The 13,178-nt window shown below is 49.6% G+C and carries 14 protein-coding genes, 1 pseudogene and 1 riboswitch; of the genes and pseudogenes, 10 read left to right on the top strand and 5 right to left on the bottom strand.

What is annotated here, in order from left to right; all coding sequences use genetic code 11:
* The first annotated feature begins 741 nt into the window (after positions 1-741).
* Both sopA and AC3EMD_RS28225 read left to right on the top strand, forming a co-directional pair.
* Positions 742-1,908 carry a plasmid-partitioning protein SopA gene (sopA, locus tag AC3EMD_RS28230; RefSeq protein ID WP_000523815.1) on the top strand — a complete coding sequence of 389 codons (1,167 nt, stop codon included), beginning with the start codon at positions 742-744 and terminating at the stop codon, positions 1,906-1,908.
* Positions 1,908-2,873, top strand: a complete 966-nt coding sequence (locus AC3EMD_RS28225) for a ParB/RepB/Spo0J family plasmid partition protein (RefSeq protein WP_032740676.1) — start codon at positions 1,908-1,910, stop codon at positions 2,871-2,873. Before sopA ends, AC3EMD_RS28225 begins: the two co-directional genes overlap by 1 nt.
* A 957-nt stretch (positions 2,874-3,830) precedes the next feature.
* Here the strand turns inward: AC3EMD_RS28225 and crcB are convergent.
* The 4 genes from crcB to AC3EMD_RS28205 all read right to left on the bottom strand — a co-directional run bounded on the left by crcB (position 3,831) and on the right by AC3EMD_RS28205 (position 6,938).
* Positions 3,831-4,205: a fluoride efflux transporter CrcB gene (crcB, locus tag AC3EMD_RS28220; RefSeq protein ID WP_074446765.1), complete on the bottom strand. Its 375-nt coding sequence runs from the start codon at positions 4,203-4,205 to the stop codon at positions 3,831-3,833.
* A 96-nt stretch (positions 4,206-4,301) separates the two neighbouring features.
* Entirely contained in the window at positions 4,302-5,591 is a 1,290-nt protein-coding gene (eno, locus tag AC3EMD_RS28215; RefSeq protein WP_032740678.1) for a phosphopyruvate hydratase, read from the bottom strand.
* A 16-nt stretch (positions 5,592-5,607) separates the two neighbouring features.
* A complete protein-coding gene (locus AC3EMD_RS28210) occupies positions 5,608-6,033 on the bottom strand; it encodes an adenine nucleotide alpha hydrolase family protein (RefSeq protein ID WP_040107908.1) in 426 nt (141 codons plus the stop codon).
* Positions 6,034-6,035: 2 nt separating this feature from the next.
* Positions 6,036-6,938: a DHHA2 domain-containing protein gene (locus tag AC3EMD_RS28205; RefSeq protein ID WP_040107984.1), complete on the bottom strand. Its 903-nt coding sequence runs from the start codon at positions 6,936-6,938 to the stop codon at positions 6,036-6,038.
* Between the two features lie 77 nt (positions 6,939-7,015).
* Positions 7,016-7,084, bottom strand: a riboswitch (Fluoride riboswitch).
* 312 nt (positions 7,085-7,396) lie between these two features.
* Here AC3EMD_RS28205 and AC3EMD_RS28200 point away from each other — a divergent pair.
* Positions 7,397-7,627: a hypothetical protein gene (locus AC3EMD_RS28200; RefSeq protein ID WP_032740680.1), complete on the top strand. Its 231-nt coding sequence runs from the start codon at positions 7,397-7,399 to the stop codon at positions 7,625-7,627.
* A gap of 390 nt (positions 7,628-8,017) precedes the next feature.
* On the opposite strand, the gene AC3EMD_RS28195 is transcribed toward AC3EMD_RS28200, so the two are convergent.
* Complete coding sequence (locus AC3EMD_RS28195) at positions 8,018-8,314, bottom strand: hypothetical protein (RefSeq protein ID WP_032740681.1); 297 nt, start codon at positions 8,312-8,314, stop codon at positions 8,018-8,020.
* A gap of 408 nt (positions 8,315-8,722) precedes the next feature.
* Here AC3EMD_RS28195 and AC3EMD_RS28190 point away from each other — a divergent pair, with 408 nt between their 5' ends.
* From AC3EMD_RS28190 to AC3EMD_RS28160, 7 genes and pseudogenes are all read left to right on the top strand, one after another.
* Positions 8,723-10,294, top strand: coding sequence for a sensor domain-containing diguanylate cyclase (locus AC3EMD_RS28190; RefSeq protein ID WP_302074208.1), 1,572 nt, complete (start codon positions 8,723-8,725; stop codon positions 10,292-10,294).
* Positions 10,295-10,309: 15 nt separating this feature from the next.
* Positions 10,310-10,702, top strand: a pseudogene (locus AC3EMD_RS28185) (hypothetical protein); the annotation flags it as partial.
* A gap of 219 nt (positions 10,703-10,921) precedes the next feature.
* Positions 10,922-11,350: an antirestriction protein gene (locus tag AC3EMD_RS28180; RefSeq protein ID WP_040107910.1), complete on the top strand. Its 429-nt coding sequence runs from the start codon at positions 10,922-10,924 to the stop codon at positions 11,348-11,350.
* 44 nt (positions 11,351-11,394) lie between these two features.
* Entirely contained in the window at positions 11,395-11,901 is a 507-nt protein-coding gene (locus AC3EMD_RS28175) for an antirestriction protein ArdA (protein WP_046622857.1), read from the top strand.
* A gap of 42 nt (positions 11,902-11,943) precedes the next feature.
* The gene (locus AC3EMD_RS28170; RefSeq protein ID WP_040107911.1) at positions 11,944-12,135 is read left to right on the top strand and encodes a hypothetical protein; all 192 of its coding nucleotides are present in this window, start codon (positions 11,944-11,946) and stop codon (positions 12,133-12,135) included.
* Positions 12,136-12,335: 200 nt separating this feature from the next.
* Positions 12,336-12,590, top strand: a complete 255-nt coding sequence (locus AC3EMD_RS28165; protein ID WP_302074207.1) for a DNA polymerase III subunit theta — start codon at positions 12,336-12,338, stop codon at positions 12,588-12,590.
* A gap of 34 nt (positions 12,591-12,624) precedes the next feature.
* Entirely contained in the window at positions 12,625-12,945 is a 321-nt protein-coding gene (locus AC3EMD_RS28160; protein WP_023340975.1) for a hypothetical protein, read from the top strand.
* Positions 12,946-13,178: the final 233 nt, after the last annotated feature.

The following is a 13,178-nucleotide window of genomic DNA, read 5'->3' as shown; positions in this document are numbered from 1 at the left end:
CTTGATCCTCAACGGTTATCCACAAAAGAATGTCGTTATACGTATCGCAGTCAACGGATATACATACCTCAGTAAATACCGTTGCATATCACAGTATTAGATTTTGCATACAGCAGTCAACATTTTACATTCCATAGTCGATCCAGTATGACGTTCAGGCCAGTCACGGCGCCTGCTGCAGCGATCCGGGGATCTCTTTAGGATCTCAATATGATCTCTTTGGGATCAATTACTGGATCGAAGCAATGAATAACGCTTATCCCCGACCATATGCTTCCACACTACATTCTGGGTCCTACAAAGATTTTCTGAGTACCACGTGAGTAACGCTCCCTGATTCAACATTAAATATTGACTGCGATATGTAGGATCTTCTTTTGTTGTTAACCAGTCTCCGGCTTTCAGTTTCATACCATAGTCAATTTTTTACATATCACAGTCAATTTCATGAAGAGAGACTGATCCGGAGAAATAGCTGGCATCGTAGCGTTAGTGCTTTGTGCAGCCTCTGTACTTTTCCGCTTCCTCGCCGCGATCTCACGTAGTGAGATCGCTTACTGCGGCGAGCGGCAGTGAGAAATATTTACTACGGTATGTGATTTACTCCCTCTTCTCCGGTTTATTGCCTTCATCACCGTCAGCTTTGCAATTTTCATATGACTTTGCGATTTTATTGTTGCTTTGCAAAAAATTCCAAGATTTAATAAAATAATGCAAAGCGATGATTAAAGGATGCTCAGAATGGGACTGATGGACACACTTAACCAGTGCATTACTGCTGGACATGAAATGACGAAGGCTATTGCCATTGCGCAGTTTAATGACGACAGTCCGGAAGCCAGGAAGATCACACGCCGCTGGAGAATAGGTGAAGCGGCGGATCTGGTTGGCGTTTCTTCTCAGGCAATCAGGGATGCAGAGAAAGCCGGCCGGTTACCCCACCCGGATATGGAAACCCGTGGCAGAGTTGAACAGCGTGTTGGTTATACCATCGAACAAATCAATCATATGCGGGACGTGTTCGGTACCCGACTGCGGCGTGCAGAAGATGCTTTTCCACCAGTGATCGGCGTTGCTGCTCATAAAGGGGGGGTTTACAAAACCTCCGTTTCTGTTCACCTGGCTCAGGACCTGGCCCTGAAAGGGTTACGCGTTCTGCTTGTCGAGGGTAATGATCCTCAGGGCACAGCTTCGATGTATCACGGATGGGTGCCCGATCTTCATATACATGCGGAAGATACTCTCCTGCCCTTTTATCTTGGTGAAAAGGATGACGCCAGTTATGCGATAAAACCCACCTGCTGGCCTGGCCTTGATATCATTCCGTCCTGCCTGGCACTTCATCGCATTGAAACTGAGCTAATGGGCAAATTTGATGAAGGAAAACTGCCCACTGACCCGCACCTGATGCTCCGTCTTGCCATTGAAACGGTTGCTCATGACTATGACGTGATTGTTATCGACAGCGCACCGAACCTCGGTATTGGCACGATTAATGTCGTATGCGCTGCTGATGTGCTGATTGTTCCCACCCCGGCAGAGCTGTTCGATTACACTTCTGCACTGCAGTTTTTCGATATGCTTCGTGATCTGCTCAGGAATGTGGATCTTAAAGGCTTTGAGCCGGATGTCCGTATTCTGCTTACCAAATACAGTAATAACAATGGTTCGCAGTCACCGTGGATGGAAGAACAAATTCGCGATGCATGGGGAAGCATGGTCCTGAAAAATGTGGTACGTGAAACCGATGAAGTTGGTAAAGGCCAGATCCGCATGAGAACCGTTTTCGAACAGGCTATTGATCAACGTTCTTCGACCGGCGCATGGCGAAATGCTCTTTCAATCTGGGAACCTGTTTGTAATGAAATATTTGATCGTCTGATTAAACCACGCTGGGAGATTAGATAATGAAGCGTGCACCTGTCATTCCAAGACATACAGCAAATACTCAGGCAGCTGAAGACACGTCAGCGCCAGCTGCACCGATGGTGGATTCGTTAATTGCTCGTGTAGGGGCTATGGCTCGTGGCAATGCAATTACGTTACCGGTGTGTGGTCGGGAAGTGAAGTTTACCCTGGAGGTGCTCCGGGGAGATATTGTTGAAACCGCTTCCCGGGTATGGTCAGGTAACGAGCGCGATCAGGAACTACTGACTGAAGATGCCCTGGATGATCTCATTCCTTCATTTTTACTGACCGGTCAGCAGACTCCGGCTTTTGGCCGTCGGGTTTCCGATATCATTGAAATTGCAGATGGCAGCCGTCGACGCAAGGCCGCTATCCTGACAGAAAGTGATTATCGTATTCTGGTCGGTGAACTGGACGATGAGCAGATGTCGGCATTGTCCAGACTGGGCAACGATTATCGCCCTACGAGTGCTTATGAGCGTGGTCAGCGTTATGCAAACCGTCTCCAGAATGAGTTTGCCGGAAATATTTCTGCACTTGCCGATGCGGAAAACATCTCTCGTAAGATAATTACTCGCTGTATCAATACGGCCAGACTCCCGAAATCCGTTGTCGCCCTTTTCTCTCATCCTGGTGAACTGTCTGCCCGCTCAGGTGAAGCCCTTCAGAAAGCTTTTGCAGATAAAGAAGAATTACTGAAGCAGCAGGCCGCAACTCTCCACGATCAGAAGAAAGCGGGTGTAATCTTTGAAGCAGAAGAGGTCATAAGTCTTTTAACATCGGTACTAAAAAAGTCTCCTGCATCAAGAGTGAATCTGAGCTCACGTCATCAGTTTGCTCCGGGGGCAACAGCATTATACAGAGGCGATAAAGTGGTCCTGAACCTGGACAGGTCCCGGCTTCCTGCGGAATGCATTGAGAAGATCGAAGCCATTCTCAAGGCGCTTGAAGAGCCTAAGTCCTGAAATGGACACGCCTTATCCTTCTGCCTGTTTCCTGTATTTTACCCCATCTCTTTAGTTTTTTTCTCAGGCCAGTAAATCAGAACTGGCCTTCATCCTGTCAGTCTGGGACCACGGTCTCACCTTTACCGTCAGCGCCGGAATGCTGCCTCTGGGACCACGGTCCCAACTTCCCGGTCAGCGCCGGAATGCTGCCTGGGACCACGGTCCCACCTTTACCGTCAGTACCGGAATGCTGCCTGGGACCATGGTCCCAACTTCCCGGTCAGCGCCGGAATGCTGCCTCTGGGACCACGGTCCCACCTTTACCGTCAGCGCCGGAATGCTGCCTGGGACCATGGTCCCAACTTCCCGGTCAGCGCCGGAATGCTGCCTCTGGGACCACGGTCCCACCTTTACCGTCAGCGCCGGAATGCTGCCTGGGACCACGGTCCCATCTGCACCGTCAGTACCGGAGCTATACCCAAGACCTTCTTACTCACACATCCTGTTGTTTTGGAGAAAATTAATACTGAGCACATCTATTAATCATTGAGTCATTTCTGAGACAGACCCTGAACATGATAGATGTGTGCTGAATCGATTGGTTGATCGTGTTCCTGAATATCTCAAATTACATTGTATGGCTAGTGAGTAGTGGACAGAGAGAGAAGCAGAATTTCTACATATTATGGAGTGGCAGATATTTAATTAATGGCAGATGTACGTCTGGCAGCACTAGGATATGAAGCCAGCACCGCCGGCTTTTGACGATAAGAGAACATCGGTGGACAATGGTACTCCTGTAATATATGTCAGTCTAACTCCCTACTTTAGTTATTCAATCATTGTCAAACCTAAGTTCCGATGCTCAATGTGAATCAAAATAATAATACCCGCACTATTCCAGAAGTGGGCATTGAACAGCGTACATAAAGCCTGCGAGTCGCGTTATATCCGACTATGGTTGTGCTGTAACATTCATATGAGTAACATTATCAGATAAAATCCCGCCGCTGTCATAAGCAGTGATCCCACGACGTGAACCAATACAGATGTGAGCGCCGATAAATAATTTCCCGTCTGCAGTAATGAGAAGACTTCCACAGAGAATGTTGAAAAGGTGGTCAGCCCGCCACACAACCCAGTGACGATGAACAGTTTCCATGCAGGATCAAGTTGGGGGTGGCGCATAAAATATGCCATTGCGGCACCGATGATAAAAGCCCCCATTAGGTTAACCATAAGCGTCCCTGGCGGAATTGAGGGGTAAAAACTGTTGAGCTTAATCCCCAAAAACCAGCGGATGACACAACCAGTGGCGCCACCAATCATAATTGCCAATAACTGACTCAACGAGAATCTCCCCATACAAGGTGAATATAAATTCTGAAGCAGGATGTATGCCGGATTCAGCCGGCATACGCACCTCAGATGCCGTGATGATTTCGATCATCCACGGCGAACAAATGCCTTAATACCTGCATAACGCGCGTCACTACCCAGTTCCTGCTCAATGCGCATAAGCTGATTGTATTTTTCAATGCGTTCACCACGACAAGGTGCGCCGGTTTTCAGATGCCCTGCACGCAACGCCACTGTCATATCAGCGATAAATGTATCTATGGTTTCACCGCTGCGGTGCGAAATAAAGGCACCCCATCCGTTTTCATGACACAGTGAAACCGCATCAAATGTCTCGCTCAGCGTACCAATCTGATTGAGTTTGATAAGCGCTGCACTGGCAAGGTTTTCTTCAATACCTCGTTGGATATACTTCACATTCGTGACGAAAAGGTCGTCACCGACCAGCTCCGCTCGTCCGCCAAGTGTATTATGCAGATATTTCCACCCGGTCCAGTCATCCTCGGCAAGACCGTCTTCAAGCAGGACAATCGGGAACTGGCTCATCAGTTCACCATAATAATCCGTCATCTCTTCTGAGCTCAGGGCGCTGTTTTCGGTACGTAGGTGATATTTCCCGTCGCGGTAAAATTCGCTGGATGCGGGGTCCATACAGATGCTGATATCTTCCCCTGGACGGTAGCCGGCTTTCTCAATGGCCTGAACAATGAATTCCAGAGGATCCCGGTTCGAAGATACGGCCGGGGCAAATCCCCCTTCATCACCCACCGCAGCGGAGAGGTTCCGGGACAGAAGGATCTGGCGCAAAGCCTGATAGACCTCACTGCCCTGACGAATGGCCTCTGTCAGCGATGATGCACCGTGCGGCGCTATCATAAATTCCTGAAAATCGGCTCCCTGACCACGGGCATGAACTCCACCATTAATAATATTCATGCACGGAACCGGCAAAAGACTGGCATTGAGTCCGCCGAGATAGCGGTAAAGTGGCTGACGGGTGACCTGAGAAGCCAGTCTGGCCACCGCCAGCGAAACACCCAGAATAGCATTAGCACCGAGCCGGCTTTTAGTCTCAGTGCCGTCCAGTTCCCGCATCAGATTATCCAGGCGCCGCTGCTCCCGCACATCGGTTCCCCTGACTGCGTCGTAGATTTCTGTCTCCACGGCCTTAATGGCATCACGGACCCCTTTCCCGCTGAAGCGACCTGTATCCCCATCGCGGCGCTCCGTTGCCTCTCTTGAGCCAGTACTGGCACCGGACGGTACCGACGCTCGCGCCATCTGCCCGTCAGAAGTAAAAGCATCCACCTCAACAGTGGGATTACCGCGGGAGTCAAGAATTTCGCGGGCGGTGACTTTTTCAAGTAGAAAATTCATACAGTTCTCCTGTAGCTCAGTCATGAATATGTTTAATCAAAACGTCTACGTTCAGGTGGTTAACGTATTCAGCCGAACGGGACGTCAGTGCTCCCATAAAACGGTTCCGGTGGCCAGCTATCACCAGGTCCGCGCCGGTATCGTTGATACATTTCTGTACATCTTCGAATCGCCGCATGGTGACCAGTTCTCTCGCATTAACCTGCTCAGCTACAGACGATGTCAGCTCGCTGAGCAGCGCCTTCGCCAGGACAACCTCCTTCGATAGGGCATCGTTCATCAGACTGTCCGATATGTAGTTCATCTCCCGGTAGTCGTTACAGATATGAGCAATGGTGATTTTCATTTGCAGCATACTGGACAGTGTTGTCGCCAGTGCGAGAAGAGGGACGCCATCCTCTTTCCCCTGAACAAGAACAAGTGCATGTGTGTAGATTTTCATGGCTATCTCCGGCTTTGACTGAGATGGTGTTCGAGCCAGGGCAGAAGCTGTTTCTTCCGGCTTACCATACCCGTTACGAAACATGGAGCCGCGCTGATACCCTCCGGCCCGGCAAAATAGAGTGAAGAACAGCATGTATGAATATCAGTGACCATCAGCACGATAAGCCCGGCTTCCGTCATGACTGCCAACTGCACCATCGCACTTTGCAATTCATCCAGCAGAGGGGTGACCTGGTCAGGTGAACTGACCTCCAGTTGCGCTATACGAACATTCATACCGGCGAGCGAAAAGGCTTTAAGGTCTTTATGCAGAAGCTGCTCTGCAGACATTCCGGTGATATCGGTTTTAGCTGTCAGGAGCCCTCGGGCAAAAGCCGTGCGTTTTACCCCTGAAAGGACGCAGAGTTCAGTGGCGGAACGGATATCGTCTTGTGTTGTGGTGGGAGAGCACAGATTAACGGTGTCGCTGAGCAACGCGCCAAGAAGCAGGATAGCGTGGGCCGGGGGCATCGTACGGCGCATTTCTGTATCCATCAGTAGCCAGAGTACTGTCGCGCTGCTGCCTGCCGGTTTTATCCAGACCTCTGGCGGCAATTGGGTGATCAGACCGCCCAGCCGGTGATGATCGATAATTCCGATGATATTGCTCTGAAAAAGGTCAGCAGGCCCCTGAGCCGGTTCGGTAAAATCGACCAGCCATACAGGTTCATCTTTCAGTGAGATATCAAGCAAGGGCGGTAGGGTTAGCGTGGCAGCTTCAAAAATATAGTGTGTCTCAGGGTTCACTTCACCAGGCCGCCAGGCTCGGGCAGGACGGTTACACCGGTTGAGCCAGCCCGCCGTCACGGTAGCGGTGCAGACAGCGTCGCTGTCAGGATTAAGGTGACCAAATACATTAATCAAAAGAATATCCCCGTTAAGGGAAGCAGACAGGTCGATGGGATTTAGGGACGACCTGACATACCTCCTGAAAATCAAGAGTCATATCAGGCGTCATCAGCCCCGGACGGGGCGGTTGGGAAAGGTGGAACGCCATCACCTTCTAAAAATTATAAGTCAGAAATAAAGAGATGTCAGCTTACATTTGGGGTGTCTACGTGCGTTCAGTGTTTTTTACTGGCATGAATCACCTTTGACTGGTGAGATATATCAGATTTCACCATGGGCACTGGCTGGGGCTGTCAACCTGGACTTCTGCTTTCGCTCATAAGCTACAACAACACAGAAATCCTACACATGACAAAAGAGTACCGTTGATACTGTCACTAAAATCCATAAGGATCTTGTCATGTCAGGAGAACCGTTATCTAGCAAAGTGTAATATACTGAAGTACAGAGTATTTGTTTTGAGTGGAGTGGTTATGAACGCGAGTTTAAGGCATGTTCTGCGATATACAGGAGTCCCGGTTGACGCCGCTGAGCCTGTGCGCCGGAAGTTCGGTAGCCGCCTGATATTGATCGTGACGGTTGCTCTTCTTCCTTTGCTGATTGTTGATATATCTCAGTGTATATTTGTGCTTTCACAGCTTATGTGGGGTATCGGTATGTATGTTGGTATTTCTGTGGCGAGTGACAAACCTGAGCGTCGGTAATGCTCAGAACGAGATATCTAACGGCCTGCCATATGACGGACTGCTGTTAAAGCGACGATGTAGAGGACGCAGGCTTTGCTTTACACGTGCCCTCCCTTTGGTCTGGACCTTTAATCGCGACAATCGCGTTACGATCTCTGTTTCTCACAGCCAGCAAAGACTTATCTGTGTTACCGGACAGCTCAACGAAAGGCTCAGAAAAACGCCAGATTATGAATCATCCGCAGAGCGGTCCAATAAGTATATTACATCCATAAATTGAACTCAAAGCGAATAGCGGAACTGGTGGATGTTTTGCCTTACGCCCGCGTTTATTGCAGGTTAATTCTTGTTTATTCATTTCACTGATTGTGAAGAATCTCCCTGCATCAGGCTAAGAAAGTCGTAGTGTCAGAAAAGTGCTTCTTTAATGCTGATTTCATCCACCCGGAGGATAGAAGACATGTCGAAACCTTCCATGTCAGACATGAACGCATCGCTTTTCATGTACTTCTGATTTATAGCCTGTATATCAGCGTCTTTCTGATAAGTCACTGTTGCAATAACCTGACATTCATTCCCCAGATAGACATGATTTACATATATATTAAAAGCGGGAAGGGAGACCATGTGCCGGGGCCAGTGTCTGTGAAAATAAATTTCTGCTGACTGTGTATCTTTGAGTGTATAAATCCTGACCTGTTTCATCTTATCTTTCCTGTTGTGAGGTTTTCGTAGGACGGCCAGTCAAAGCATACCAATTATCTTTTTTTAAATTAGCAAAAGACCACTTTTCGCTCGTAGCGGCTTTGTGCAGCTGTACTGTATTAATAACATACTGGATAAGTATCAGTGTTACGCCAGCTCTACAGAGTATCAAATAAGCAGAAAATATGACTCCCCACAAGCACAATGCTGCCCTATGTGCTTGTGGCTATGGGAGAATTCTCTTAGCTTCCACTTGTAATGTTGAGGCCTCCTTTCATAGCTAAGACTGAGGCTGGGCAATGAGAATCAGAAAACAACCAGACTTTTAATTTATACCGTTATTGAAAAAAGATACTGGTCATGCAAAGGTGGTAGACGGTTAAAGGCTGACAACAATCATCTTAACACATGAATAACTACAAAATTCGTCTTCGTACTCTCATTACAGCCCTTTCTACAGGCGCTGTAGTGCTTACCGGAACCATGCTGTTATGCATAATGATTGTGTTTCAGAGAGACAGCATAGAAGAAAGTACGGTTCAGAATAACATCGCATACGCTCGTAAGCTGGCCGACACTACAGATCGGTACCTGACGATTGCGCAAAGTGAGCTGAGGTGGAGTTCTGGGCAGATCCACGATCTTTCAGCTTCCGACGAACTAGTACGTGAGGCGGATCGTTTGAGGCTACAGTCTGGCTTTTTTAATTCAGTTGTCATTGTTAACAGCGAGAGGGTTGTAAGAGCAACCTCGCCTGAAAGTCTGGGTTTAGTTGGAAAGATACTGACTTCAGATGCCAGTATCAGAGCTGTAAAAAATCAGGTAGCTTCCATTTCTGAGCCGTTTATTTCGGCTGCCGGAAATTATGTTGTTTTTCTTTCACAACCTATTTTTTCTGAACATGGGGTTTATCTTGGGTATATGGGCGGGACAATTTATTTAAAAAAACATAGTATGTTAAGTGATATTTTAAGTCAGCATTTTTATCCCCCAGAGACTGACATAAAAATAGTCGATGGCAATGGTATGGTGGTGTTTAGTCATGATCCTGATACAGTGGGTACTGTTGAAAATATTTCCCCTGAAATTCATTATCAACTTAACTCCTCGCAAAGTGGTAAGCTCAGTTTAGCTAATAATAATAGGGATTATGTCGCTGGGTTTGCACGACTAAGACAAACTGACTGGAGTATCTGGATTTCCGGAAGTGAAAAGGAGGTCGATGCGTTAGTCAACCATTCGGTAAAAAAGATCGTTGGATTCATTACCCTCGTCGTATTTTTTGTCGCTATTTTAATGATATATCTTGGTACACTAGTCGCTACTCCCCTGGAGCGGCTGGCAAATGCTGTAAAGGCTGGTAGTAGCCAGCGGAGCGATCCTTCTGTACTACAAAATATCAAGGGTTGGTACTATGAAGCTCAGGAACTCAAAGAGGCGGTAAAACAAAATTTAATATCAACCCAGACGAAACTCAAAGCCTTCAGCGAGCAGGCGATAAAAGATCCACTTACAGGGCTCTACAACAGACGCGGTTTTGAGAAAATGTATGAGTCCATTTCCTCAGGAAAGCAAGTAAACATTATTGCAATTGATATAGATCACTTTAAACAAGTAAATGACCGATTCGGGCATGATGCTGGAGATAAGGTGCTGCAAGAGCTTGCGACTCTTTTGAAGGAAATATGCCGGGAAAACGACTTTATCTGTCGATTTGGCGGTGAAGAGTTTGTAATCGTTATACCTGAAAAAAAATCTGATGAAGTAATTGATATTGCAGAGCGTATCCGAAAGCAAACTGAAACCACTATTTTTCCCTTTGTGGGACATTTGACATTATCAGCAGGAGTGGCGTCTTCCCAATATTTCGGTGAAGATATTAATGAGTTACTCAGACGCGCAGATGAATTTCTCTACGTAGCAAAGCGGTCAGGCCGCAATGCAGTAGTCTCTGTACAAAACAAGTATCAATTTAACTGACCCCATCCAGGTAGACGATTCTGCCTGGTTCTGCTCATCCTGGTTAACGAGCGGCAGGAAACCATTGAGGGCGCAGGGGTTATCACTGGTCTGCTGCGTTTCAGAGACGATCCGGTCCGCCGTCGGTTTGATCGCCGGGCTTTAAGTGACGTGGTCAGAGAGGCCCGAGCCTTCAGATCTCTGATGTTGCGGGCCAGAATGTCAGGGGAGAAGGGGACCTCTCCCTTGTCAGCCAGCTGGCGCAGGAGGTCCGGTGCGATAAGGATGTCATCTTGTCGGCTCAGCATCTACCCGGCCCGGTTTCCGGGCCTTTTGAGTGAAAACAACCCTCAGTTATCGCTGTACCGTGTGCGGCCTGTGCCGTGCCTTCACTATAGCCCGGCCGCTGCAGATGCAAGGGTGCGCTGACGCCGCCATCCTCACCCGGTCGCAGTTTTTTATGATGCTCGCCGTTCTTCCCGTCGTTTTCTCGCTCAGGTTTCGCTCGAAAACCGTCCAGACCCGCTTCGCGCTTTATCTGCGCTGCGGCCTCCGGTGTCGCCCCTGCATCTTCCGCTTTCCGCCGGGCTGACGTGTCGGCACGGCACAACCCGGTGCCGCAGTCCATGTCATTACGGAGGTTTTACCATGCAGTATGTGACAACACGCCCCGTCCTGAATGTTGAAGAGTGTGACCGCCTGTCTTTTATGCCGTACCTGTTCGGCACGGATTTCATGCTCGCAGAATTGCAGGTGTATGCGCTGGCGAAACAATGGATGCCTGAATACAGCAGTGAGTTCTGGCACTTTATCCGGCTGCCAGAGGGCGGCGGTTACATGATGCCGGATTGTGGCCGGGTTCATCTGGTCAACAGTGAAAACTGGTTTGACCGCATTGTGAGCGCCGACGCAGCGGGCATTATTCTGACATCGCTGGCCGTTAACCGTCGTCTGGCGGCAAATCATGACAGCAGTAATCCGGCCCTGACCCGCCTTTATATGCTGCGTGATGCCCAGCTCTGGAATCACATTACCCTTCACCCGGAATGCAGTGCCATTTACGCCGCGCTGGACTGATTAACGACCGGGGCGGCCATGCCGCCCCGCAGGGAGACGAAAAAATGAATTCATCAGTAACCGTTCCGGCCGTCTACGTGGGCACATATCACCAGTACAACGGCGGCAGTATTTTTGGCAAATGGTTTGATTTAACCGATTTCGACGACGAAGACGAATTTTATGACGCCTGCCGGGCGTTGCATGCCGCAGAGGATGACCCCGAGTTTATGTTTCAGGACTGGGAAGGGATCCCGTCTCAGTTTGCCTCTGAATCCTCTGTTAAGTGGGCGTTTATCGAGGCATTCCGGCAGGCGCAGGACGAAGGACGCGCCGCCGCGTTTGTGGCCTGGGCGGAATATACCGGCGAGTGCGACTATGACGCCTTTGATGATGCGTATTGTGGCGAGGCTGAAAGCGAGGAGGATTTTGCTTATGGCTTTGTGGAGGATCACGGCCTGTTAAACGAGGTGCCTGAATTCCTGCGCGTCTATTTCGATTATGAGGCTTACGCGCGGGATCTGTTCAGCAGCGGCTATGTCTTCCATGAAGGCTATGTATTCAGCAACTGATTACTATCCGGCGGGGAAGCCCGCCGGTTAAGGAGAAAGCACATGAAACTTGCACCACAAAGCCGCGATATCCTGCGACAGTACAAAGCCCTGATGAATGCCCGCCGCCGCGATGCCGGTCAGCGGGAACTGACCACCGCCCAGGTGATGGATGAAATCTGCTATTACATGACCTGCCAGTGTGCCGTCTACATCGGCGGGCACTTCATCTTACAGGGCGGTAAAGGGCAGTAATCAGTAAGCTCGATGACAGGCGTCCGGGCCGGAGGGCACCTGTCAGCCCGCGCGCAAAACCCTGGCAGGCTGCGCCTGCCGGAGAGATACATCGCCGCGCCTCCGGCGCCGCGCACTCTCCTCTCCGTTGTCAGTCGCCGTTGCCCGGGAATACGCGTATTATCAGGGATATATTCCTGTAAAGCAGACCGGTGATACATATGTCAAAGTGGAATATCGCCTCTTTTCCAAAAGAGGAGCAGGACAACGTTGCCGTCGATAAGGTGGCCGCTGCTGTCGCCTGGCAGGAAAGGATGAGCAAGCCCGTCGAGCCGGAACTTGTTGAACGGGAACAGCCTGAACACCTGCGCGAATATTTCCATGAACGGCTCCGCGTACATCGACTGAACAGTCAGCAGCTGCCGCGCGCAAATGCACCCGAATATAATAAACCGGGCGATGATCAGCAGAATTGATTTTCTTTCTCAGTGTGTCCAGAGAGGGTAATCTGTGCGTATGTCTCTGATGTTTGCTGCCGTGACGCTTTTAACCGGTATTAATCTGTTTTTTATTCCGTTTCAGCCTGTTCCGGCTCTGTGGGGGGCTATCCTGGCCGTTGCTTTTGTTCTGATTAATGTCGTGGCGGATAAGCTGCGCCTCTGGAGTGGCATGGCGTGGATTATCGTTGCCGGCATCATCATAACGCTGATGCTGCAGGGGAAAGAGCCGGGTGACGAATTTCGTGTCCTGATCACCGTTTTCGCTTTCCTGGCTTCTGCCTGGTACTGCGTTGTTCAGTACAGAAAAGAGAAGGGAGAATCTCAGTCCTGACCTGACCTGACCAGACCTACCGGTACTCTCCACCTTGCTGCAGCTCTTCCTCTGTTTAACTTTCTTTTCACACAATCTGCCCCGGGGCCACCTTCGGCTCCTGACCCGCTGGCGCGGTTCAGTCGTCGAGCCACACTCCGCTAACCGCGAAAAGACGCGGTAAGCTCCGCCGAACCCGCTACGCGGTTTCGGGCCTGCCGGCTAGTGTCTGATGTCCAGTGTCAACGGCAGCG

Source organism: Klebsiella sp. PK18 (assembly GCF_057784655.1).
The sequence above is the reverse complement of the archived record's forward strand: the minus strand, read 5'-3'. Positions and strand labels throughout refer to the sequence as shown.

Bases quoted from the DNA above. Each gene is read 5' to 3' on its own strand.
- sopA (WP_000523815.1), top strand. From the start codon at position 742: ATGGGACTGATGGACACACTTAACCAGTGCATTACTGCTGGACATGAA.
- AC3EMD_RS28225 (WP_032740676.1), top strand. From the start codon at position 1,908: ATGAAGCGTGCACCTGTCATTCCAAGACATACAGCAAATACTCAGGCA.
- eno (WP_032740678.1), bottom strand. From the start codon at position 5,591: ATGAATTTTCTACTTGAAAAAGTCACCGCCCGCGAAATTCTTGACTCC.
- AC3EMD_RS28210 (WP_040107908.1), bottom strand. From the start codon at position 6,033: ATGAAAATCTACACACATGCACTTGTTCTTGTTCAGGGGAAAGAGGAT.
- AC3EMD_RS28200 (WP_032740680.1), top strand. From the start codon at position 7,397: ATGAACGCGAGTTTAAGGCATGTTCTGCGATATACAGGAGTCCCGGTT.
- AC3EMD_RS28195 (WP_032740681.1), bottom strand. From the start codon at position 8,314: ATGAAACAGGTCAGGATTTATACACTCAAAGATACACAGTCAGCAGAA.
- AC3EMD_RS28190 (WP_302074208.1), top strand. From the start codon at position 8,723: ATGAATAACTACAAAATTCGTCTTCGTACTCTCATTACAGCCCTTTCT.
- AC3EMD_RS28180 (WP_040107910.1), top strand. From the start codon at position 10,922: ATGCAGTATGTGACAACACGCCCCGTCCTGAATGTTGAAGAGTGTGAC.
- AC3EMD_RS28175 (WP_046622857.1), top strand. From the start codon at position 11,395: ATGAATTCATCAGTAACCGTTCCGGCCGTCTACGTGGGCACATATCAC.
- AC3EMD_RS28170 (WP_040107911.1), top strand. From the start codon at position 11,944: ATGAAACTTGCACCACAAAGCCGCGATATCCTGCGACAGTACAAAGCC.
- AC3EMD_RS28165 (WP_302074207.1), top strand. From the start codon at position 12,336: ATGTCAAAGTGGAATATCGCCTCTTTTCCAAAAGAGGAGCAGGACAAC.